Source organism: Chryseobacterium sp. MMS23-Vi53 (genome assembly GCF_047651245.1).
Lineage (GTDB): Bacteria > Bacteroidota > Bacteroidia > Flavobacteriales > Weeksellaceae > Chryseobacterium.
In genome coordinates this window covers 1036182-1061273 of the sequence record NZ_CP180265.1, presented here as the reverse complement: position 1 = coordinate 1061273, position 25092 = coordinate 1036182, and the positions used below count along the sequence as shown (strand labels likewise).

Below are 25092 nucleotides of genomic sequence, written 5' to 3'. Positions count from 1 at the left end.
TTCATATACTTAAGGCCTTAATGTATCATTTTAGGTTAAGGTCTTTTTCTAATATATAGCTAAAGAGAAATAATACTCTTGCTCTTACTAATTAAAACTAATAATAAATCTAAAAAATATAATAATGAAACAGAGACTAATGCAATCGATTTTTTCAGCACATAAAGCCGGCATTATTGCAGCAGCGGCTCTACTTTCTGTAAGCAATATTTCTGCCCAGACTTTTTCAGATTTCAATTACCGTGGAAACGATAAAATATATAACGATAACCCTCTGAAGCCGGACGAATTCTATTCCCCGATTCTTCAGGGCTGTTATCCCGATCCAAGTATCACCAAAAAAGGGGACGATTATTACTTGGTAAATTCTTCATTTTCAATGTTTCCGGGTGTTCCGATTTTCACCTCTAAAGATTTAGTGAATTGGAAACAGGTAGGGCATGTTCTCGACAGACCTTCTCAGCTAAAGGTTGAAAAAGGAGGCGTTTCTCAGGGAATTTATGCACCGGATATCAAATACAACAAGTACAACGACACTTTTTATATGATTACCACCCAAATCGCGGGCGGAGTCGGTAATATGGTCGTGAAAACAAAAGATCCATCAAAAGGCTGGAGCGAAGTCCAGAAGTTAAATTTTGACGGTATCGACCCTGCCATTTTCTTTGATGATGACGGAAAAGCTTACATCGTCCATAACGACGCTCCACCAAAAGGAACAGAGCAATATCAAGGTCACCGCGTCATCAAAATGTGGGATTACGATTTGGAAAAAGATCAGGTTGTCGAAGGTTCAGACAGAATTATCGTAAACGGTGGCGTTGACCTTTCTCAAAAACCGATTTGGATTGAAGGTCCGCATTTATACAAATACAAAGGAAAATATTACCTGATGTGTGCGGAAGGCGGAACCGGAGGCAACCACAGCGAAGTTATTTTTATGGCAGATTCTCCGAAAGGCCCTTTTATTCCTGCTAAAAACAATCCAATTCTTACCCAGAGATATTTTCCTAGAGACAGAAAAGAAAAGGTGGATTGGGCAGGTCATGCCGATTTGGTCGAAGGTCCGAACGGGCAATGGTACGGTGTATTTTTAGCCATTCGTCCGAACGTCAATAACCGTGTTAACAAAGGTCGTGAGACATTTATTTTACCCGTTGACTGGAGTGGAACATATCCTGTATTTCAAAACGGCTTGGTTCCGATGAAACCAAAATTAAAAATGCCACAAGGTGTTCAGAATCAAACCGGACAAAATGGATTTTTCCCGAACGGGAATTTTACATATAACGATAAATTAATAGATAAAAACCTCGATTTCCGCTGGATTGCGATGCGCGGACCGCGTGAGAATTTCATTACGGCTACGAAAACTGGTGTAAAAGTGAATCCTATGGAAACGAATATCAAAGCGTTGGCTCCAATTTCATCTTTGTTTCACAGATTACAGCACGAAGACTTCGAAACTTCCGTAACCTTAGATTATAAACCAAAATCTGAAAAAGAATTGGCTGGAATTACGCTGTATCAAAGCGAAACATTCAATTACGTTTTCGGTATTACGAAGAAAGACAAAGATTTCTACATTGTTCTGGAAAGAACTGAAAAAGGAAGTTCGAAACTCATTGCCAGCGAGAAAATTTCATTGGGTAAGACTATCAGATTCCAGGCTGTTGGTGAGAAAGATAACATTAGTTTTAATTATTCTGTAGACGGTAAAAACTTTAAAAATTTGGGCGGTCCGGTTTCCGGCGATATCCTTTCTACCGATGTTGCAGGCGGTTTCACAGGAAGTTTGATTGGATTGTATAGTACTTCTTCTAATGATATTGTGCCGAATTAATGACAATCTTTGTCATTCTGAACGAAACGAAGTAGAGTGAAGAATCTCCACTTAAATAAAGAATCCTCCTGTCGTCGGAATGACAATTTTCAAAAACCAAACCAAAATATCAAAACCGTGAAAATTAATAAATCATTTTATATAGTTTCTATTTTGGGATTTATCGGGCTGAATCATCTTTCAGCCCAGATAAATCACTCTGAAAAAGAGACAACAAAATTTACTAATCCAATCATTTGGGCAGATGCTCCGGATTTATCGATCACCAGAAACGGAGACGATTTTTATCTGATAAGCACTACAATGCATCTCATGCCGGGCGCTCCGGTAATGCATTCCAGAGATTTGGTTCATTGGGAAATGTCAAGTTATGTTTTTGATACGTTGAATGATAATTCTAAATATGATTTGATCGATGGAAGCGTTTACGGACGAGGACAATGGGCTTCTTCCATACGTTTTCACAAAGGAAAATATTACGTTTTGTTTTCCCCGAATGGTGAACCTTTCAAATCCTATTTTTATGTTACCGACGATCCTGAAAAAGGAAATTGGAAGCTTATCACGAGAACCAGACATTTTCACGATGCATCTTTGCTTTTCGATGATGATGATAGAGTTTACGTTTTTACTTCCAACAAAGTTTTTGAGCTGAGTCCTGATTTTAAAACCATTATCGGAAATCAGGATGGAACGGAAGTTTTTCAGAAAGATGCTTCGGAAACCGGACTTTTGGAAGGTAACCAAATCATTAAGAAAGACGGAAAATATTATATGATGATGATTTCTTGGCCGAGAGGCGGAAAACGTCGTCAGGAAGTGTATAGAGCTGATAAAGTCACCGGACCTTATGAGAAAAAAGTCATTCTTGAAGACAATTTTCTTGGATTTTCCTATGCCGGACAAGGCGCTTTGATTGACGATAAAAATGGTAATTGGTATTCACTGATTTTCCAAGACAGAAATGGAGTAGGACGAGTTCCGATTTTGCTTCCTGTGAAATGGGAAAACGACTGGCCAATTTTGGGCGACAATGGAAAAGTTCCCTTGAAAGATGAAGTTCCGCTTCCAACATTTAAACCAAAAAATCATTTAGTAGAAAGTGATGAATTCTCAGATAGAAAGATGAAAATCCAGTGGCAGTGGAATCATAATCCTGTCAATTCAGCTTGGTCATTGTCCGATAAAAAGGGATTTTTAAGATTGAAAACCAGTAGAGTAGTAGATAATCTCTACCTCGCTCCCAATACATTAACGCAAAGAATGGAAGGTCCGAAATCCAGTGGTATTGTTGCTCTGGATGTGAAGGGAATGAAAGACGGTGATGTTGCTGGTTTCAGTGCGTTTAACGGCGATTCCGGGATTTTGTCTGTTGTAATGGAAAATGGTAAGAAGTATATTGTCTTTTCAACCAATGAAGTCAGTTTAGATAATAAAACTAAGGCGGTTACAGGTGTTAAAAAAGATGAAAAAAAGAGAATTCCTCTGAATTCCGACAAAGTTTATTTTAGAATTGATGCCGATTTCAACCTTGGAAAAGATTTGGCCAATTTTTATTACAGCACCGACCAAAAAAACTGGACCGAAATGGCAAAAGATTACAAAATGATTTTCGATTACCGGAGATTTTTTATGGGTTCAAAGTTTGCGATTTTCAATTATGCAACCAAAAATCTGGGAGGTTTTGTAGATGTTGATTTTTTCAGATATACAAATTCTTCAACCATAAAATAAATTCTTTAATGATTGTTTAATTAAATCTTACATAAATAATTTTTTTATCTAAATTAATAAGTGTAAAAAATACAAATAAAAAATCATGAACAAATCCATTATATTAACAGTAAGTTTCATATTATCAGGAATGTTTGTTTCTGCGCAAACTCTTGATAAACAAGCTCCACAGAGTTTTGATGTTGAAAACTCTACGATTTCACACGGAAAAATTGACACCATTCAATATACATCAAAAACAGTTGGAACAATAAGAAAAGCTTTAGTTTACACACCGCCGGGATTCAAAAAAGGGGAAAAATATCCTGTTCTCTATCTTCTTCACGGCATTGGCGGAGACGAAAAAGAATGGTTTAAACAAGGAAAACCGAATGTTATTCTGGACAATCTGTACGCACAAGGAAAGCTGCAACCGATGATTGTCGTTCTGCCGAACGGCCGTGCAATGAAAGATGATAGGGCAACAGGAAATATTATGACTTCGGATAAAGTCGAAGCTTTCGCAACTTTTGAAAAAGATTTGCTTAACGACCTGATTCCGTTTGTAGAAAAAAAATATCCCGTCAAGAAAGACCGTGAAAACCGGGCTTTAGCTGGTCTGTCAATGGGAGGCGGGCAAACCCAGAATTTTGCTTTCGGAAACATCGATAAATTTGCATGGCTGGGCGCATTTTCTTCAGCACCCAACACGAAAGAACCGACTCAGCTTTTACCCAATCCACAAGATGCATTGAAGCTGAAGCTCATTTTTATTTCCTGCGGCGATGCAGACGGATTGATGCCTTTTAGCAAAAGAACCAGCGATTATCTGAAGAAAAATAAAATCCCGCATATTTTTTACATCGAACCGGGAGGTCACGATTTCAAGGTCTGGAAAAATGATTTGTACATCTTTTCACAGCTCTTATTTAAGCCTGTTGATAAAACTAAATTTGATGGATTTACCGTTTTGGGAACGCCTGCAGTAACCAATATCAGGAATGCGCAGTATCCTCAAATCCTTCCCGATGGAAGAGTGATGTTCAAGGTAAAAGCACCGGAAGCGCAAAAAGTTCAAATCGATTTAGGAAAAAAATATGACCTCAAAAAAGACGCAGATGGCTTCTGGACAGGAACGACGGATGCACAGAGCGGAAGTTTCCATTATTATTCTTTGCTAATTGATGGTGTTGCAGTTGCAGACCCGTCTAGCGAAACATTCTACGGAATGGGAAGATATGCCAGCGGAATCGATATTCCCTTTGATGGCGATGATTTCTATGCTTTAAAAGACGTTCCGCACGGCGATATCCGCATCAAAAATTTCTATTCCAAAGTTACTAATTCTTGGAGACGGGTTTTCATCTACACGCCACCGGGTTACGACCAAAATTCTTCTGAATCTTATCCCGCATTGTATATTTTACACGGCGGGGGCGAAGATGAAAGCGGTTGGGCGAATCAGGGTAAAACCAATCTGATTTTGGATAACCTGATTGCAGAAGGGAAAGCTAAAAAGATGGTCATCATTATGCCGGATGCCAACATCGGGCAAGGCGGACTCCGAAATTTTGGCGAGCGTAATCTTCAGGTGTTTGAAAAAGAGCTGAAAGAATCCATCATTCCCTTTGCCGAATCCAATTACAGAATTAAAAAAGGTAAAGAAAACCGTGCTTTAGCCGGACTTTCCATGGGCGGGATTTATACCTTGTATGCAGGAATTCAGAATTCGGATATGTTCTCAAGTCTGGGTGTTTTCAGTTCAGGATATATGTTGCCGATGCTTCAGGAAGTGGCTAACAAGCAGTATAAATTTTTAAATGAAAATAAATCTTCCTTTTCATCCAACATTAAAAATTTATGGATTTCAATGGGTGGAAAAGAAGATATCGCTTACGAAAATGGTCAGAAAATGCTGAAAGAACTGGATAAAATCGGAATTAAATATTCGTATAGGGATTATCCGGGAGGTCACAGCTGGCCAGTTTGGAGAGACAGTCTGTATCAGTTTGCACAGGAGATTTTTAAATAATAAAATTTAATCCGAACAGACTTTTAATATTTTAATCCAAAATCACACACCAAATGAATTTCAACAAAAAAAAGATTAAAGCAATAATTGTAACGATTGTTGTCACATCAGGAAATATCAATGCCCAATCTTATCAAAAAACAGATTCGGGATTGAAATTTTCTGCTGATAATAACATGAATGTTGAAGTAAAATTTTATGGAGAAAATACGATTAGAATTATTAAATATCCAGTCGGAAAATCATTTGTCAAAAATAGCTTATCGGTCATTAAACAGGAACAGAAAACTAAATTTTCAGTTTCAGAAAACAATCATATTATTTTATTAAAAACAAATGATTTAAATATTTTCATTGATGCTAAAAATGGCACGATTACTTACAAATCATCTTCCGGAAAAGAACTATTAAAAGAAACCGGAAGCGATTTCAAACCTTTTAATGATGCAGGAAACCCGACTTATTCGGTAACACAGTCTTTTCAACTAGAAAGAGAAGAACCTATTTATGGCTTAGGAATTTTGCAGAATGGTAAAATGTCCCAGCGAAATACGGATGTAAAAATGATACAGAATAACACTTGGGATTTTGTGCCGTTTTTTCAATCTGTGAAAGGATACGGCGTTTTTTGGGATAATTATTCTCCGACACAATTTACCGATAAACCGGACAAAACAATATTCTCTTCGGAAGTTGGCGAGGGTATAGATTATTATTTTATTTACGAAAAAAATGCGGATGGCGTAGTTGCAGGAATGCGAAATCTGACAGGAAAAGTGCCGATGATTCCTTTATGGACTTATGGTTATTGGCAAAGCAAAGAGCGCTACAAAAGTCAGGATGAACTGGTAGATATAGTGAAAAAATACAGGGAATTAAAAGTCCCTCTTGACGGAATTATTCAGGATTGGCAGTATTGGGGCAATAATTACCAGTGGAATGCGATGGATTTCATCAGTCCTGATTTTTCCGATGCCAAAAAAATGATACAGGATATTCACGATATGAATGTGCATCTTTCGGTTTCCATCTGGTCGTCTTTTGGACCGATGACCAATCCGTACCGTGAAATGGATAGAAAAGGAATGCTGTTCAATTTCAAAACCTGGCCGGAATCTGGCAGAGAAGTCTGGCCTCCTGACATGAATTATCCTTCAGGAGTCCGTGTTTACGATGCGTACAATCCCGAAGCCAGAAATATTTACTGGAAATATCTGAACAAAGGCGTTTTCAGTTTTGGCGTAGATTCTTGGTGGATGGATTCTACGGAACCCGACCATCTCAGCCAAAAACCGGAAGATTTAGATACCAAAACATACCTCGGTTCATTCCGAAAAGTGAGAAATGCATATCCGCTGATGACGATTGGTGGCGTTTACGACCATCAGCGTGAAACTACGAGTGATAAAAGGGTTTTTATTTTGACAAGGTCAGCTTTTGCAGGACAGCAAAGATATGCAGCCAATACTTGGTCGGGTGATGTCAACTCTTCGTGGGAAATGTTGCGCAATCAGGTTCCGGCAGGTTTAAATTTCAGCCTGACTGGAAATCCGAATTTCAACTCTGATATCGGCGGTTTCTTTGCCGGTGTTTATAAAAGAAACGGAGGCGCCAACAATCCGATGTTTCAGGAATTGTACGTGCGTTGGTTGCAATATGGAACTTTCACGCCAATGATGCGTTCGCACGGAACCGATGTTCCGAGGGAAATTTATCAGTTTGGAAAAAAGGGAGATGTGGTCTATGATGTAATAGAGAAATTCATCAACCTTCGTTACAGTATGTTGCCGTACATATATTCCGTTTCGTGGGATGTTTCTAAAAATAATACGAGTTTTTTGAGAGCTTTGTCGATGGATTTTTCATCAGACCAAAAAACCTGGAATATCAACAATGAATATCTTTTCGGAAAATCATTCTTAGTAGCACCAATTCTGAATGCTCAATATACTCCTGAAAAAATAGTAAAAACCGATGAAAATCAAGGTTGGGATAAAAAAAATGAAACAAAGGAAAATTCTCTTTCCAACATTGATTTTACAGAAAATAAAACCGTTAAAGTTTACCTTCCCGCAGGTTCAGACTGGTTTGATTTCTGGACGAATGAAAAATACAAAGGCGGTCAGGAAATTGAAAAATCCGTTAACCTTCAAAGCATTCCGTTGTATGTGAAAGCGGGAAGCATCATTCCGTTCGGCCCAGATGTACAATATGCAACGGAGAAAAAATGGGATAATCTTACCGTAAAAATCTATCCGGGAACTGACGCAGATTTTATCTTATACGAAGACGAATTCGATAATTACAATTACGAAAAAGGAGACTATACCGAAATCCCTTTCCACTGGAACGAAAAATCAAAAACCTTAACGATAGATTCCCGAAAAGGAAATTTTAAAGGAATGATTGAAAAACGGAATTTCAATATAATCCTTCCTGATGGTCAACAAAAATCGGTGAATTATTCCGGAAAGAAAGTGAATTTCAATTTTAAATAATCTTAAAATATTAACGATGAAATTTTTAAGTTTAATAATAGTTTTAGGATTTTTTCAGATTTCTTTCGCTCAAAATCCCATTATCCAAACCAAGTACACTGCAGACCCTGCACCCATGGTTTATAAGGATACGGTTTATCTTTACACAAGCCACGACGAGGACGATGCCTTCGGATTTAAAATGAAAGACTGGTTACTATACTCTTCCACAGATATGGTCAATTGGACAGACCACGGTGTAGTGGCTTCTCTCAAGGATTTTAAATGGGTAAATACCGACAACGGTGCCTGGGCGCCACAGGTTGTTGAAAGAAAAGGAAAATTCTATATGTATTGTCCAATGCCCAACAATATGGGGATTGGCGTTTTGGTGGCGGACAGTCCGTATGGTTCTTTCACCGATCCTATCGGCAAGCCTTTGATCAAAAATTCTCTGGATGACATCGATCCTACAGTTTTAATTGACGACGACGGGCAGGTTTATCTGTATTGGGGAAATCCGAATCTTTGGTATGCTAAACTCAACGAAGATATGATATCTCTTGCTGGCCCAATTACCAAAGACCCTTCGTTTGCGAAGGTCAAAGACCAGCCAGATCCTTTCAAATATCAGGAGGGACCTTGGGCGTGGAAACGAAACGGAATCTACTATATGGCTTACGCTTCTAAATGTTGTCCGGAAGGGATTGGTTATGCAATGGCAAAATCACCTACAGGTCCTTGGAATTATGGAGGCGTGATAATGGATGGCGACCAGAGATCCAGCGGAAATCATCCCGGTATCATTGATTTCAAAGGCAAATCTTATGTTTTCGGATTCAATCATATGCTTAGAATGCAGACCATGAGCAAGCATTACGAACGCCGTTCTGTTAGTGTCACAGAAATTACCTACAATGCAGATGGAACCATTCAGAAGCTTCCTTTCTGGACTACGGATGGTGCAAAAAGAGTGGGTACTCTGGACCCTTATAAAAAAGTTGAAGCAGAAACGATGGCTTACAGCGAAGGTCTGAAAACAGAAATGGTCACAGAATGGGAACGCAATCAACCATATAACAGAGGTAAAAAAATCACAGACCGTGTCATCGTTACCTCAATTAACAATGGTGATTATATTAAAATCCAGGGGATAGATTTTTCCAAAGGCGTAAAATCTTTGGACGTGAATGTCGCGTCTCTCTATGGAGGAAAAATAGAAGTGCGTTCAGATGCTCTTAATGGGCCATTGCTGGGAGTTGTTAACGTTACAGGAAAAGGTGAGGGCGACTTATATAAGACCATTAATACACCTCTGAAAAATATAAAAGGAATCCACGATTTATATTTTGTTTTTAAAGGTGAAAAGGATCTTTTCTATTTTGATTGGTGGAAATTTAATTAAATCCAAATTTTTAAATCATGTTGAAGACGAAAATACTTTTAATTGCTGTAACATTTTTGCTGTCGGGAAATATTTCCAAGGCGCAGTCAACCGTTTGGTTAGACCAGTTGGATTTGAGCGTGGCAACACAGGGACACGGAAAACCCGGCATCAATACTTCGGTGGACGGAAAACCTATGACGATTGCCGGCGAAGTTTTCAAAAGAGGTTTCGGAACGCACGCCGAAAGTTCTTTGTTGATTAAATTAAACGGCAAAGTAAAAAGCTTTTCCGCAATGGTGGGACTGGATGATGAAATGAAAGGCCACGAGCCCGCAGTGGAATTCGAGATTTATGGCGACAATAAAAAACTCTGGTCCAGCGGAATAATGAAATTAGGCGATAAAGCAAAGCCTGTTTCCGTTTCGCTGGAAGGTGTACAACAAGTAGAATTAGTCGTAACAGACGGCGGAAACGGACCTTATTATGACCACGCCGATTGGGCAGATGCCAAGTTTGAAACTTCAGACGGTGCAAAACTGATAACATTTAATCCGATTTCATCAGTACCTTATATTTTGACACCAAAACCTGCGGCAACGCCAAAAATTAATTCAGCAGGCGTTTATGGCGTTCGTCCCGGCTCACCTTTTTTGTTCAGGGTTGCAGCAACGGGTGACAGACCGATGACTTTTACGGCGAAAAATCTTCCGAAAGGTTTAACAATAGATTCCGAAACCGGAATTATCACTGGAAAAATAGATACGAAAGGAAGTTATGAAGTGATTTTGAATGCTAAAAATACAAAAGGGACAGTTTCAAAAAAGTTAAGAATCGAAAGCGGTGACAAAATAGCTTTAACACCCACAATGGGATGGAATAGCTGGAACTGTTTCGGACACGAAGTTTCTGCCGATAAAGTAAAACGCGCTGCCGATGCTTTGGTTAAAACAGGGCTTATAAACCACGGCTGGAATTATATCAATATCGATGATTCGTGGCAATTTAACAGAGACGGAAAAGACCCGTCTTTCAAAGGGAAAATGCGTGATGAAAACGGTTATATTCTGACCAACTCCAAATTCCCTGATATGAAGGAATTAACTGATTATTTTCATTCAAAAGGTTTAAAAGTGGGGATTTATTCTTCTCCCGGACCTTGGACTTGCGGTGGTTGTACAGGAAGCTACGGCTACGAAAGGCAGGATGCCGAAAGCTACGCCAAATGGGGAATTGATTATCTGAAATACGATTGGTGCAGTTACGGAGGTGTGATTGATGGTTTGCCCGATAATGACCCAAACAAAGTTTCTTCACTCAATTTTCAGGGTGGTGGAGATTTGGATAAAGGCGTGAAACCATTTAAACTGATGGGAGATTTATTAAAAAATCAGTCTCGTGATATTGTGTATAATCTTTGTCAATACGGAATGGGCGATGTCTGGAAATGGGGAAATGATGCCGATGCTCAATCCTGGCGAACAACCAATGACATCACCGATACCTGGGCGAGTGTTAAAAGTATTGCTTTAGCTCAAGACAAAGCCGCGCCCTACGCAAAACCCGGCAACTGGAACGACCCGGATATGTTGGTAGTAGGCGTGGTAGGTTGGGGAAATCCGCACCAGAGCCGATTGAAACCGGACGAACAATATCTGCATATCAGTCTTTGGAGCATATTTTCAGCACCATTACTGATTGGTTGCGACCTTGAGAAACTGGATGATTTTACTTTAAATCTTTTAACGAATGATGAAGTTATCGCAGTAAATCAAGATGCTTTAGGAAAACAGGGCATTTGTCTGCAGACCATTGGCGAATTGAAAATTTATGTAAAAGACCTTGAAGATGGTGGAAAAGCAGTGGCTTTTGCCAATTTCGGAAGGGAAAAAGTGGATATGTCTTACAATGATTTTAAAAAATTGGGAATTTCAGGAAATCAGGTAGTGAGAGATATCTGGAGACAGAAGGATATTGCCAAAATCAATACATCAAATCAGACATTATCACTTGATATTCCGGCGCACGGGGTGGCTTATTATAAATTTATTTCATCAAAATAATAAAATATGATTCAATTTAAATCAAAATATATCACCTTATCATTTTTGCTGGCAGGAATTTGTATTTCCGCCCAAAATCCCGTAATCCATACTCATTTTACACCGGACCCTGCACCGATGGTGTACAAAAACAAGATGTATGTCTACACCGGAGATGATATTCCCGGCTATGATTTTTATTATATGACGAAATGGAGGGTATATTCTTCTGATGATATGGCGAACTGGACCGACCACGGTTCTCCGCTTTCACTGGAATCTTTCAGTTGGGCTCGTGACAGAGCGTGGGCGGCGCAATGTATTGAACGTAACGGCAAATTCTATTGGTACATCTGCGTTCAGACCGTTGATAACAATATGGCGATTGGCGTTGCGGTATCAGACGGTCCGACAGGTTCTTTTAAAGATGCACTCGGAAAACCGCTGGTGACAACGGGAACCTGGGATAATATTGACCCGACGGTTTTTATTGATGATGATGGACAAGCCTATTTATATTGGGGAAACAGCAAATTATTTTATGTGAAGCTCAACAAAGATATGGTTTCCTATGAAGGAAAAATCACCGAAATTCCGCAATCGGTAGAAGCTTTTGGAGGATTGAGACGTCCCGGAAGAAGCGATGAGGTTTTGCAGAAACAGAAACAGTTTAAAGATGTTTTTGTGGAAGGTCCCTGGTTCTACAAACGCAACAAGCAATATTATATGATGTATGCCGGGATGACCGACCGAACCGAATGTCTGTCTTACTCCGTAAGCGATTCACCCACCGGACCGTGGAAGTATCAGGGAAAAATAATGTCCGGTCAACCAACTAACAGTTTCACCAACCACGGCGGAATTATCGATTTTAAAGGTAAATCCTACCTGTTCTATCACACAGGATTATTGCCCGGCGCAGGAAGTTACGGAAGGTCAACGTCTATTGAAGAATTCAAATACAATCCGGATGGAAGCATTCCGAAAATTACAATGACTAAAGAAGGCGTAAATCCCGTTGCAACCTTAAATCCCTACAAAAGAAACGAAGCGGAAACAATTGCCTGGTCAGAGAAATGCAGCACTTCCGAAAACAAAAAGACGGGAGTTTATGTTTCCGATGCCAGAGTGGGAGGTTATATCAAAGTTCGTTCGGTGGATTTTGAAAAAGGCGCCTCTGAATTTTCAGCTTCAATTGCCGCAGGTGTTGACGGTGGAATTTTAGAAGTCAGATTAGATAAATTGGACGGAAATAAAATTGCCGAGATTGAAGTTCCGAGAACCGGAGGCTGGGAAGAATTTAAAACCCTGACATCAAAGATTTCAGAATCGGTTTCCGGCGTTCACGATTTATATTTTGTCTTTAAAGGTAAAAACATTACAGCCGGAAGAGTGCTTTTCAATTTTGACCATTGGAGTTTTCAGAAAAAATAAATTAAATTCTTTTGTTATAATTAATAGCGTAAGACTTTTATAAGCGTTAGCGGCTTTGTGAAACTAAAGAAAATATTTATAAAAAACTTTGCGCACTTAGTGTTCAAAATCAAAAAATTAAATATGAAAAAAACAATACTCAATCTCTGTTTAATAGGCTATTCGGGAATATTATTTTCCCAGAATCCCATTATTCAGACCAATTATACGGCAGACCCTGCGCCGATGGTGTATAACGACAGGCTTTACGTCTACACCACTCACGATGAGGACGATTCCACCTGGTTTGTGATGAACGACTGGAAGGTCTATTCCACCAACGATATGGTGAACTGGACTGACCACGGAAGTATTCTGAGCTATAAAGATTTCGACTGGGCAAAACGCGATGCCTGGGCAGCACAATGCGTGGAAAGAAACGGCAAATTCTTTATGTATGTTCCGATGTGGTCCAAAACCAACAACAAAGGAGCGATTGGCGTTGCGGTGGGCGACAGTCCGTTTGGACCATTCCACGACCCGCTTGGAAAACCGTTGGTTCAGAGCGAATGGGGGGATATTGACCCGACGGTTTTTATTGATGACGACGGTCAGGCCTATATGTATTGGGGAAATCCTAAACTTAAAATGGTTAAGCTCAATCAGGATATGATTTCCTATTCCGGCGATATTATGGAAGTGCCAATGACCGCAGAATCTTTCGGAAAAAGGGACGGAAAAGAAAACCCAGAAAGACCTACAAAATACGAGGAAGGACCTTGGCTGTACAAGCGAAAAAATCTGTATTATCTATTCTGGCCGGGCGGTCCGCTTCCTGAATTCGTTGGATATTCTACCAGCAAAAGTGCACAGGGACCTTGGAAATACGGCGGAATTGTAATGCCAACCGAAGGAAAATCTTTTACCAATCATCCCGGAATTGTTGATTTCAGAGGGAAAACCTATTTCTTTTATCACAACGGTGCGTTGCCGGGAGGAAGCGGTTTCACAAGGTCGGTGAGTGTGGAAGAACTTAATTTTAATAAAGACGGTTCTATTTCACCCATCAAAATGACGAATGGAATTACCAAAGCCATTGCAACCATTAATCCTTATGCTTTTAATCAGGCGGAAATGATTGCGTGGTCGGAAAATGTAAAATCTTATCAGAACAAAGAAGCAGGCGTCTTTATCAAAGCTAAAAAAAGTGGCGCTTACACCAGTGTGAAAAATGTGGATTTTGGTAAAAAAGGAGCATCAATATTTTCAGCCAGAGTTGGAACGACACACAACAGCGATGTGACGATGGACGTTCATTTGGACAGTGTAAGCGGACCTATTATTGCCACGGTAAAAGTTCCGTTGACAGGCGGAGACGACCGTTGGGAAACTGTGAAAACTGAAGTTAAGGAAAAAATTTCCGGTGTTCACGATGTGTATTTTGTATGTAATGGAAAAGCAGCAAAAGATATTATGTTTTTCGATTATTGGACTTTTCTTGAAACTCATTAATTATGATTAAACTTTTTTTAAAACTATCACTCGCCTTTAGTATTCTCATTATGAATACTGTTTTTGCACAGGTTGCAGAAATCTCCAGTCCTGACGGAAAATCGAAACTGAATGTCTTTTCGGAAAATGGAAAAGTGCTTTATAATGTTACTTTTCAAGGAAAAATAATGTTGGAAAAATCACCATTGGGTTTAATCACCAATGAATCTGATTTCTCTAAAAATTTAAAATTCATTGACAGCAAAAAAGATAAGGTTTCCAAAAATTACACCAACGAAAAAATCAAAAAATCACAGGTTAGTTATACGGCTAATACTCTGATAGTCAATTTTACCAATGCAGATAACTTTAATATCGGAATTGAATTTCAGGTGAGCGATAATAATGTCGCTTTCAGATATGAGATTCAGCCGATGAAAGACCGTTTGAGCGCAGTAGTACAATCGGAAATTACGGGTTACAGATTTCCGCCTCAAACCACAACTTTCCTTTCTCCGATGATGAAGCCGATGACAGGTTTTGCCAGAACCGCTCCAAGCTACGAAAGCGGTTACAAAGCTGAAGCGGAATTAGGAACAAAAGCCGATTATGGTTACGTTTTCCCTGGACTATTTCATATTGGAAATGACGGCTGGATTTTATTGTCGGAAACAGGAGTGAACAGTTTGTATTGCGCTTCTCATTTGGATACGACTTCAGAAAAAAATCATTATCAGGTTGCTTATCCGAATATGGCAGAAAATAACGGTTTCGGAAGTACCGGAGCTGCCATTTCACTTCCCGGAAAAACGCCTTGGAGAACTATCACCATTGGAGATTCTCTGAAACCGATTGTTGAAACAACGATTCCTTTTGATGTCGTAGAACCGATGTATGAACCCTCACAAAAATACACTTTCGGAAAATCGACGTGGAGCTGGATTCTATGGCAGGACAACAGTATGAATTATGAAGATCAGAGTCTCTTTATTGATTTAGCATCAAAATTGGGTTATGAATATATTTTGATTGATGCGCTTTGGGACAAAAATATCGGAAAAGAAAGAATGAAAGGCCTCATTCAGTATGCGAAATCCAAAAATGTTGAGGTATTGCTTTGGTATAATTCCAACGGTGCTGCGAATGATGCACCGATGGGACCGAGAAATAAAATGAGCTCTTCCATCGAACGAAAAAAAGAAATGAAATGGCTGAAAGATATCGGTGTAAAAGGTCTGAAAGTCGACTTTTTCGGAGGCGACAAGCAGGAAACTATGCGTCTTTACGAAGATATTCTTTCCGATGCCAATGATTTTGGATTAAAAATTATTTTCCACGGCGCTACTTTGCCAAGAGGCTGGGAAGTAATGTACCCGAATTATGCCGGAAGCGAGGCTGTTTTAGCTTCAGAAATGCTGTATTTTTCAGAAGACGTCCGTAAGCAGGAAGCTTTTTTTGCGACTTTGCATCCGTTCATCAGAAATACGGTCGGAAGTATGGAGTTTGGCGGGACTTTCCTCAACAAATATTTAACAAAATCCAACAAGGATAAAAATAAAAGATATACAACAGATGGTTTCCAGTTGGCAACGGCGGTTCTGTTTCAAAATCCGGTTCAGATGTTTGGAATAATGCCGAATAACCTGACCGATGCTCCAAAATTCCAGCTCGATTTTATGAAAGAAGTTCCAACGCTTTGGGACGAAACATTGTTCATCGACGGATATCCGGGAAAATATTCTGTGATTGCCAGAAGACATCAGAATCAATGGTATGTGGCGGGAATCAATTCGGAAAAAACGGTTAAAAAACTGAAAATTAATCTTCCAATGCTTGCCGGTAAAATGATGAAATTCATGAATGATGATGCTAAGGGAAATTCATCAGAAAAAGAAGTTAAAGTCAATGCAAAAGGCGAGTTTAATGTGGAAATTCAGCCGAATGGAGGTTTTGTTTTGAGAAATTAAAATAATTATTTGGGCAGCTTAATCCGCCCTCCGTTCCCGCTTTTTTGCTCGTCGTTCCTCCTCACAAAAAGAGCTCCACTCAGGTCGGGCTGCGAGAGATTCACCGCAATAGAATCCTAAGGATTCAATATCAATAGCCGTAGGTGCAACCTAAGGAAAACGAAAAGGAAATAAAATCCGAACCCTTTAAAGAGTTCATTACATAAAACAAAAAATATGAATAAAATAAAAATATTTTTTCTCGTCATCATATTCGGACTTTGTTTGCAGCTCAAAGCGGCGCAACCATTCATCAGCACGGAAAAAAATTCAGAAACAATTGTTTTAAAAGAAAAATCGGTTACTCTTTCAATGTTCGTTAATTCCGGAACTGATAATGGAATTTTGAGAGCTGTTAAAAATTTGCAATCCGATTTTCAGAAAGTTACGGGAAGCCAGCCAAATATTTTAAATCAGATTTCCGGACAGCAATCTCCTTTGATTATCATTGGAACAGTCGGAACAAAATCTGTTGTTGATGATTTAATTAAACAGAAAAAAATTGATGGAAAATCTTTAACAGGAAAAAATGAAAAATACATCATTCAAAATATCAGCAATCCGTTTCCCGGCGTTTCCGAAGCGATTGTAATTGCAGGAAGCGACAAACGCGGAACAATTTACGGAATCTACGAAATGTCGCAGCAAATCGGGGTTTCACCTTGGTATTACTGGGCGGATGTTCCGGTTGAGAAAAAAGAAAATCTATACTTTAAAAAAGGAATTTACACCGACGGAGAACCTGCGGTAGAATATCGTGGCATTTTCCTGAATGATGAAGAACCTTCGCTGGGAGGATGGGCGAGAGCTACTTTTGGAGGAATTAATTCTAAATTTTACGAAAAAGTTTTTGAACTGATTTTACGAATGAAAGGCAATTATATCTGGCCTGCAATGTGGGGAAAGGCTTTTTATGATGATGACGTTTTGAACGGACCTTTAGCCAATGAAATGGGAATTGTGATGGGAACTTCGCACCACGAACCGATGGCTCAGGCTCAAACCGATTGGCATCGATACATCAAAAAAAATAATTTACCGAACGTCTGGGATTATTCCAAAAATGAGAAAGTTTTGCAGGAATTCTGGAAATTGGGGTTAGAAAGAAGCAAAAATTGGGAAAAATTAGTCACAATGGGAATGCGCGGCGACGGCGATGAAGCTATGGGAGAAGGAACCAATATTTCCTTACTTGAAAAAATCGTGAAAGACCAGCGAAAAATTATTGTAGATGTAACGGGAAAAAAAGCGGAGAAAACGCCTCAGGTCTGGGCTTTGTACAAAGAAGTTCAAGATTATTACGACAAAGGAATGCGCGTTCCGGACGATGTTATTCTGTTGTTCTGTGATGATAACTGGGGAAATGTGAGAAAACTTCCGGACCTTTCAAAACCTTTACATAAAGGCGGTTACGGGATGTATTACCACTTCGATTATGTTGGCGGACCGAGAAATTCAAAATGGATTAATATCAGTCCGATTCAGAGAGTTTGGGAACAGATGAATCTTTCTTACGAACATAAAGTGGATAAGGTTTGGGTCGTCAATGTCGGGGATTTAAAACCGATGGAATTCCCAATCAGCTTTTTCCTGGAAATGGCCTGGAATCCGAAACAATTCAATTCAAAAAATCTTTTAGAATATACCGAAAAATGGGCTGCGCAGCAATTTGGAGAAAAGCACGCCAAAGAAATTGCAGGAATGATTAATCTTTATTCAAAATATAACCGCCGCGTAACGCCAGAAACATTGGACTGGAAAACTTACAGTCTTCAAAATTATAATGAATTTGAAACGGTTTTAAATGATTACAGGTCTTTGGCATTAGAAGCTTTACGTTTGAAAGAGAAGATTCCGGCAGAATATCAGGACGCGTACTTTCAGCTGGTTTTATATCCGATTGATGCGTGCAGCAATCTGTATGAAATGTATTATGCGGTGGCAAAAAACAAAGAATTGGCAGCTAAAAAAGATGTTGAAGGTAATGTCTATGCGGATAAAGTCAAAGAATGTTTTGATAGAAATGCTTATCTCGACAATCAGTATAACAACGTCATTGCCGGCGGAAAATGGCAGCATATGATGGACCAGATGAGAATAGGATACAAAGCCTGGTTTGACGGGAAAGAAAATATAATGCCCGAAGTTACCCGTGTTTCTGAGTCTGAAGTTCCGAAAGATAAAGTGTTTCAGGAGAAAAACGGTTATATTTCCATTGAAGCTGAAAATTTTGCAAGAATGAACAATTCAGACCGAATCCATTGGGAAGTGATTCCTGATTTCGGGAAAACAAAATCCGGTGTAACAACCTTTCCACAAAATGCTTATCCGAAGCCTGATGAAAATATTTATCTGGAATATAATATGAATTTTGAATCAAAAGGCGAATTTGAAGTCCAGTTGTTATTAGCCCCAACTTTGAATTTTAATCATAATAAAGGTTTGCGTTATGAGATTTCATTTGATGGCGGAACTCCGCAGGTTGTCAATTTCAATGGTCATTACAGAGGAGAGTTAGGAAGATGGCAGTCTGAGCATATCATCAAATCAGCAACGAAACACCAGATTTCTCAACCCGGAAAACATACGTTACGATTCAGAGTGCTTGAGCCGGGAATCGTGCTTGAAAAAATATTGATCAATACAGGAGGTTTACAGCCTAATTATCTGGGTGCACCCGAAAGTGAAATTCTTCACTAAAAATCAGCAGAATATTAATAATAATCTACGTTTTGCCTATGAAACATTAATCTATTTCACCTCTGAATTCTAAGTATTGTTTTTCAACAAAATAATGTACAGGAAAGAGCTAAGGATCTTGTAGTATAACTTTATTTACGATAGCTGCCTGAAACTTTTCAGGGTATTTTCTTGATGGTTTTTAATCATAAACTGTCTTGAAGGGGATTGTATTATCCAAACTTTACTGAAAATTATCAAAATTAAAACTAGAACATTATGAGAAAAATTTTAAACCGGATGCTTGCTCTGGTGGTAGGCATCACCTGTACTCAATTTGCAGATGCACAGACAGTGTTGCCTGCAAAAGTAACAATCGACAAAAATATTGTGTATCAAAAGGTGACAGGCTATGGCGGTTTTGTATGCAGTCCGCAGTTTGCATACAATCACATGACCCCGGCGGAGATTCAGAAACTTTGGGGAACCGGCGCAACCGACGCAGGATACAATATTTTGAGGTTATATATTCCTGAAAATCAAGCGGACTGGCCGCAGGTTTTGGCAACTGCTCAACAGGCAAAAGCAATGGGACTGATCGTTTTCGCAAGTCCCTGGACAATGCCTGCAGCATGGAAAACAAATAATCATTCAAATGCCGTTTTTACGGATGCCAACGGTGTGCAACAGATCGGCTATCTAAAACCGGAACATTATCAGGATTACGCTTTGCATTTGAACAGTTTTGTAACCTATCTTGCAAATAATGGCGTGGCGCTGGATTATATTTCAATTCAAAACGAGCCGGATGAAATGGCGCAATACGCAGGCTGCATCTGGACACCAACTCAGATCGCAAATTTTGTAAGGGATTACGGCCAGCTCATCAATTGCAACGTCATCGCTCCCGAAAGTGTTGGGTTTACAGATAATTTTGCCAATGCCTTTTTAAATACGGCAACGATGGCCAATTTTGAAGTTTATGGCGGACACCAGTATGGAAGTATGCAGTCAGCATACAAACAATTTCAGGCGAATAATAAACAGATTTGGCAGACAGAATATCTGATCAACTGGAACTCTAATACAAGCGTTCCCGCACGTGATTTCAGTTGGTCGATTGATGGTTTTTCTTTTGCGAGAGCCGTCAATAATGCGATGCTCGGAAATGTGAACGCATGGGTACACTATGCATCCAAAAGATATTATGGAATGATGGGTGACGGTACAAACGGAACTGTTGCAGGTGAAATGACCAAACGCGGTTACATTTTATCTCAATATGCCAAAACAACCACCAACAAAAACAGAATTGATACCAAATGGGAAGTGGCAACAGGCAGTCTGGAAGGTTCTTCTTATATTTCTCTGGATGGAAATCAGGTGACGTTAATGGTAATAAATTCTTCCACAAACACTTATAATCTTAAGGTGGATCTTCCTTTTTATACCAATTCTGCGAACAGCATTACTACTTCTCAAACACAAAATATGACGTCGGCGCCGCTGACCTTTACTACCGATACATTCAGACCGCAGGTGTCTGTGGCACCGTCTAGTGTAATGACTTTTGTGTTTACAAAAAGTGGCGACCGACCCGTTTCTAACATGACCGGAACTGAAATTCATTACAATAAAATTGAAACTTTAACAACGACAAACTCGGCATTTGGTACAGCATACCAGATTTCGGGGCAGACCGTGACGTTTTATAATTCAACACCGCTTTTCAGCCAGAATATGACGGCGGCCAACGGATATATTGCTTTGAATGACCGATATAATAAATTGGTTTTGAATGTTTTAAGTTATACGACAACGCTTGGTCAGTCATCATCAAATACGACATTGTATTATGTTGATAATGATAATGTGGTAAGAAATTACAATTATGGAAGCGTGAATTTGCCTGCACCCGGATCTGGAAGCTTTAATCTGGTTTTTGATCTTTCGAGGGCAACACTTCCGTTCGGATGCAAAGGGATTTTAGGATTAAGAAGCGGAAATTACAGTTCGATCTTAACCTTAAATCTGGGTGATGTGTATTTTAATGTCGGAAATGAAAGAGCGGCAAAATTTACCGGAGCATATACCGAGACAGACAGCAGTCTTTTAGATGCGATGGAAAACAACCAGTATACTTCATTAGATTTCCGTACGGTAACCGGCATCACGCCGACTTCAAGCTGGATCGCTGGTTCTGAGAACAAGAACAGTATTTTTTATGTCAACAACAGTGTGGCAAACACCAATACCAATGTTATTTCAGGAACAAACTGCACGACACTGACGCTTTCAGATCAGGGCAAAGATTTCCAGGTTCCGTTTGATTTTACGGCGGCTTCGGCAACCTACACCAGAAATTTCAACGGCTACGGAGTTGTTTTGTTGCCATTTCAGGCAGCAGTTCCTGCGAATGTAACGGCTTACACGATGATTCCCGGCTCAGGCAGTGTGGCGTGTTCACCGGTAACAGGAATGATTCCGGCCAATACTCCGGTGTTGATCGCAGCGACAGGAACGGTCACTTTCACAGGAACCGGATCTGTATCAACCCCAAAAGCGATTACGGTAAACCAGGTGAATGGCGTTTATCACCAAATTAAAGTTTATGCAGGGGCGTATGTTTTAAAAACAGAAAACAATGTGACCGGATTTTATAAAGTGGTTGCAGGGAGCGAACCGATGATTGATCCTTTCCAAGGATATATTACAGAAGGAAATCCGTATACTGCAGCATTTTTACCGTTGAGTTTTGCTACTTTGGCCACCTCAGAATCTGCGGTTAATGCTGATGAGGTACAGGTATATCCCAATCCTGTTAAGACAGAGTTTTTCATTGATGTTAAAAAAGGTAATGCACTCTACACAATTTACGATGCGAAAGGAAGTGTGATTATTTCGAAAAGAGAGCTTTCTTCAGGAAAAAACAAAATTGAGGCATCAAATCTGCCTTCAGGTCTGTATTTAGTAGAAGTAACGGTTTCAGGAAATACATCTGTACATAAATTAATCAAAAAATAAAGATTTGATTTTTAATCAACAGATTAAGCCATCAGATTTTTCTGGTGGCTTTTTAGGTAATAAAAAATTAAATAAATTAAGTGTTAATTATACATTTATTAATTATATTATGATATATTTGCTTTTACCGAATTGAAATATCATTTTATAGTGATTCCACAATAAAATTGATTTAAAAAATTTTATCCCATGAAAAAACTCTTTTTCTCTCTTTCAATATTAATTTGTGCAATCTCTTCCGCACAGAATTTCAAATATCCCTTCCAGAACCCCAAACTTCCGGTCGAGCAGAGAATCGAAAATCTTCTCGGATTATTGACGGTTGATGAAAAAATCGGGATGATGATGGACAATTCCAAAGCAGTTCCGAGGTTGGATATTCCCGGTTATGGTTGGTGGAACGAGGCGCTTCACGGTGTCGCAAGGGCAGGAACAGCAACGGTTTTTCCTCAAGCCATCGGAATGGCAGCGACTTGGGATGTCCCGGAACATCTCAAAACGTTTGAAATGATTTCCGACGAAGCCCGTGCAAAATACAATAGATCTTTTGATGAATCTCAAAAAACCGGACGTTACGAAGGTCTTACATTCTGGACACCGAATATCAATATTTTCCGCGATCCGAGATGGGGAAGAGGTCAGGAAACATACGGTGAAGACCCGTATCTGACTTCTGTTTTGGGCGTTGCAGCCGTAAAAGGCTTGCAGGGAAATGACCCGAAATATTTTAAAACGCACGCCTGCGCCAAACACTTCGCCGTTCACAGCGGTCCGGAATGGAACCGTCATTCTTACAACGCCGAAGTTTCAAAACGAGATTTGTACGAAACCTATCTTCCGGCTTTCAAAGCATTGGTTCTGGAAGGAAATGTAAGGGAAGTGATGTGCGCTTACAATGCCTTTGACGGTCAGCCTTGCTGTGCTAACAATACTTTATTGACAGAAATTCTTCGCGGAAAATGGAACTATGACGGAATGGTCGTTTCCGATTGCTGGGCATTGGCAGATTTCTATCAGAAACAGTACCACGGAACACATCCCGACGAAAAAAGTACTGCTGCGGATGCTTTGAAACATTCGACAGATTTAGAGTGTGGCGATACTTATAATAACTTAAACAAATCTCTCGCAAGCGGATTAATCACTGAAAAAGACCTCGATATTTCGATGCGAAGAATTCTGAAAGGTTGGTTTGAATTAGGAATGCTCGACCCAAAATCTTCAGTTCACTGGAACTCCATTCCATATACTGTTGTGGATTCTGAAGAGCATAAAAAACAGGCTTTAAAAATGGCTCAGAAATCTATTGTTCTGATGAAAAATGAGAATAATATTTTGCCTTTAAATAAAAACATCAAAAAAATTGCCGTTGTCGGTCCGAATGCTGATGACGGATTGATGCAGTTGGGAAATTATAACGGAACACCTTCATTTATTGTAACGATTTTGGACGGAATCAAAACCAAATTTCCAAACGCAGAAATCATTTATGAGAAAGGAACTGAAGTCGCAGACCCATCTTCCAGAACTTCGCTTTATCAAAACTTTTTAAGCCAGAAAAATGGTGAAAAAGGAATGAAAGTAGCGTTTTTCAACAATAATGAATTCAAAGGAACTCCCGCTAATGTATCTGTAAATAAAAGCGGAATCAATTACAACAGTTTTGGCGGGACTCAGCTTGCCCCGAACGTGGGAAGAGAAAATACGTCGGCCATCATTTCCGGTGTTTTCAAAAGTTCTTACACGGGCGATGTGATTCTTTCGCCATCAACTTCCGATGTTTACACACTTTTTGTTGACGGTAAAGAAATCGCCACCAGAAAAGGCCCCGATGCGAGACATCCTTCAGAATTTCCTGTGAAAATGGAAAAAGGCAAGGAATACAATATTGAATTACGTCACACCCAAAAAGGAAAATATGTAAGCATCACTTTTGATGTGTACAGAAAAGATCCTGTTAATTTTGCTGCCGTAAATGAAAAAGTGAAAGATGCGGACGTTATTGTCTTCGCAGGCGGACTTTCTCCAAGTCTGGAAGGCGAAGAAATGATGGTGAATGCAGAAGGTTTCAAAGGCGGCGATAAAACGTCTATCGATCTACCAAAAGTTCAACGCGAATTGCTGGCTGAATTAAGAAAAACAGGAAAACCAGTTATTTTTGTTCTGTGTACAGGAAGTTCATTAGGTTTAGCGCAGGATGAAAAAAATTATGATGCGCTGATTAGCGCTTGGTATGGCGGACAATCCGGCGGAACTGCCGTTGCAGACGTTCTGGCGGGAGATTACAATCCATCAGGAAGATTACCGATTACATTCTATAAAAATCTGGAACAGCTTGATAATAATTTGTCTACAACCAGCAAACATCAGGGTTTTGAAAACTATGATATGCAGGGAAGAACCTATCGTTATATGACGGAAAAGCCATTGTATGCTTTCGGTCACGGGTTGAGTTATTCAAAATTTGCTTACGGAAATGCTAGGCTGAACAAAAACACCATCAATGCTAATGAAAATCTGACGATTACAATTCCTGTTACCAATAATTCGGAAAGAGATGGTGAGGAAGTGATTCAGATTTATGTCAAAAGAAACAATGATACATCAGCCCCTGTAAAGACTTTGAGAGCCTTTGAAAGGGTTTTGATTAAATCTAAGGAAACAAAAAATATTCAATTAACGATTTCTAAAGATTCATTTAAATTTTATGATGAAAAAGTAGATGATTTGGCTCCGAAAGCAGGAGATTACACGATTTTTTACGGCGGAACTTCCGATGAATCCGGATTGAAAAGTCTTCAATTGAAAGTAAACTAATCTTTACTGTTAAAACTAATTTTAAATTAACCTCAAATCGAAGATTCGGCAGAGCTAAAAGAGGCAAAAAAATTAGACCTCAAAAGTCTGCAAAGTAAAAAATCAAAGATTTTTTTAAGCTTATGTATTCTTTTTTATACCCCATTATTAAGCTTAAAAAATAAAGTACTA

At 39.3% G+C, this 25092-nt stretch carries 12 protein-coding genes; all 12 read left to right on the top strand.

What is annotated here, in order from left to right; translation table 11 throughout:
• The first annotated feature begins 124 nt into the window (after positions 1–124).
• The 12 genes from ACKX2A_RS04745 to ACKX2A_RS04690 all read left to right on the top strand — a co-directional run bounded on the left by ACKX2A_RS04745 (position 125) and on the right by ACKX2A_RS04690 (position 24921).
• The gene (locus tag ACKX2A_RS04745; protein WP_415327905.1) at positions 125–1843 is read left to right on the top strand and encodes a glycoside hydrolase family 43 protein; all 1719 of its coding nucleotides are present in this window, start codon (positions 125–127) and stop codon (positions 1841–1843) included.
• 117 nt (positions 1844–1960) lie between these two features.
• Positions 1961–3577: a glycoside hydrolase 43 family protein gene (locus tag ACKX2A_RS04740; RefSeq protein ID WP_415327904.1), complete on the top strand. Its 1617-nt coding sequence runs from the start codon at positions 1961–1963 to the stop codon at positions 3575–3577.
• Between the two features lie 85 nt (positions 3578–3662).
• Positions 3663–5588 (top strand): alpha/beta hydrolase-fold protein, encoded by a 1926-nt coding sequence (locus tag ACKX2A_RS04735; protein ID WP_415327903.1) that lies wholly within the window; start codon positions 3663–3665, stop codon positions 5586–5588.
• A gap of 53 nt (positions 5589–5641) precedes the next feature.
• On the top strand, positions 5642–8086 hold the full coding sequence (locus tag ACKX2A_RS04730; protein WP_415327902.1) for a TIM-barrel domain-containing protein: 2445 nt from the start codon (positions 5642–5644) through the stop codon (positions 8084–8086).
• A 16-nt stretch (positions 8087–8102) separates the two neighbouring features.
• Positions 8103–9470: a glycoside hydrolase family 43 protein gene (locus tag ACKX2A_RS04725; protein WP_415327900.1), complete on the top strand. Its 1368-nt coding sequence runs from the start codon at positions 8103–8105 to the stop codon at positions 9468–9470.
• Between the two features lie 17 nt (positions 9471–9487).
• Positions 9488–11512 (top strand): NPCBM/NEW2 domain-containing protein, encoded by a 2025-nt coding sequence (locus tag ACKX2A_RS04720; protein ID WP_415327899.1) that lies wholly within the window; start codon positions 9488–9490, stop codon positions 11510–11512.
• Between the two features lie 6 nt (positions 11513–11518).
• Positions 11519–12925 carry a glycoside hydrolase family 43 protein gene (locus ACKX2A_RS04715; protein WP_415327897.1) on the top strand — a complete coding sequence of 469 codons (1407 nt, stop codon included), beginning with the start codon at positions 11519–11521 and terminating at the stop codon, positions 12923–12925.
• 123 nt (positions 12926–13048) lie between these two features.
• Entirely contained in the window at positions 13049–14416 is a 1368-nt protein-coding gene (locus ACKX2A_RS04710; protein WP_415327895.1) for a glycoside hydrolase family 43 protein, read from the top strand.
• Positions 14417–14418: 2 nt separating this feature from the next.
• Entirely contained in the window at positions 14419–16362 is a 1944-nt protein-coding gene (locus ACKX2A_RS04705) for a glycoside hydrolase family 97 catalytic domain-containing protein (protein WP_415327893.1), read from the top strand.
• Between the two features lie 216 nt (positions 16363–16578).
• Positions 16579–19101 carry a glycosyl hydrolase 115 family protein gene (locus tag ACKX2A_RS04700; protein ID WP_415327891.1) on the top strand — a complete coding sequence of 841 codons (2523 nt, stop codon included), beginning with the start codon at positions 16579–16581 and terminating at the stop codon, positions 19099–19101.
• Positions 19102–19359: 258 nt separating this feature from the next.
• Complete coding sequence (locus ACKX2A_RS04695; protein ID WP_415327890.1) at positions 19360–22104, top strand: T9SS type A sorting domain-containing protein; 2745 nt, start codon at positions 19360–19362, stop codon at positions 22102–22104.
• 189 nt (positions 22105–22293) lie between these two features.
• Complete coding sequence (locus tag ACKX2A_RS04690; RefSeq protein ID WP_415327889.1) at positions 22294–24921, top strand: beta-glucosidase H; 2628 nt, start codon at positions 22294–22296, stop codon at positions 24919–24921.
• The last annotated feature ends 171 nt before the right edge of the window (positions 24922–25092 follow it).

What these genes read in the sequence shown, in the direction of transcription:
- ACKX2A_RS04725 (WP_415327900.1), top strand. Translation starts at nt 8,103, where the DNA reads ATGAAATTTTTAAGTTTAATAATAGTTTTAGGATTTTTTCAGATTTCT.
- ACKX2A_RS04705 (WP_415327893.1), top strand. Translation starts at nt 14,419, where the DNA reads ATGATTAAACTTTTTTTAAAACTATCACTCGCCTTTAGTATTCTCATT.
- ACKX2A_RS04720 (WP_415327899.1), top strand. Translation starts at nt 9,488, where the DNA reads ATGTTGAAGACGAAAATACTTTTAATTGCTGTAACATTTTTGCTGTCG.
- ACKX2A_RS04695 (WP_415327890.1), top strand. Translation starts at nt 19,360, where the DNA reads ATGAGAAAAATTTTAAACCGGATGCTTGCTCTGGTGGTAGGCATCACC.
- ACKX2A_RS04730 (WP_415327902.1), top strand. Translation starts at nt 5,642, where the DNA reads ATGAATTTCAACAAAAAAAAGATTAAAGCAATAATTGTAACGATTGTT.
- ACKX2A_RS04745 (WP_415327905.1), top strand. Translation starts at nt 125, where the DNA reads ATGAAACAGAGACTAATGCAATCGATTTTTTCAGCACATAAAGCCGGC.
- ACKX2A_RS04735 (WP_415327903.1), top strand. Translation starts at nt 3,663, where the DNA reads ATGAACAAATCCATTATATTAACAGTAAGTTTCATATTATCAGGAATG.
- ACKX2A_RS04690 (WP_415327889.1), top strand. Translation starts at nt 22,294, where the DNA reads ATGAAAAAACTCTTTTTCTCTCTTTCAATATTAATTTGTGCAATCTCT.
- ACKX2A_RS04715 (WP_415327897.1), top strand. Translation starts at nt 11,519, where the DNA reads ATGATTCAATTTAAATCAAAATATATCACCTTATCATTTTTGCTGGCA.
- ACKX2A_RS04700 (WP_415327891.1), top strand. Translation starts at nt 16,579, where the DNA reads ATGAATAAAATAAAAATATTTTTTCTCGTCATCATATTCGGACTTTGT.
- ACKX2A_RS04710 (WP_415327895.1), top strand. Translation starts at nt 13,049, where the DNA reads ATGAAAAAAACAATACTCAATCTCTGTTTAATAGGCTATTCGGGAATA.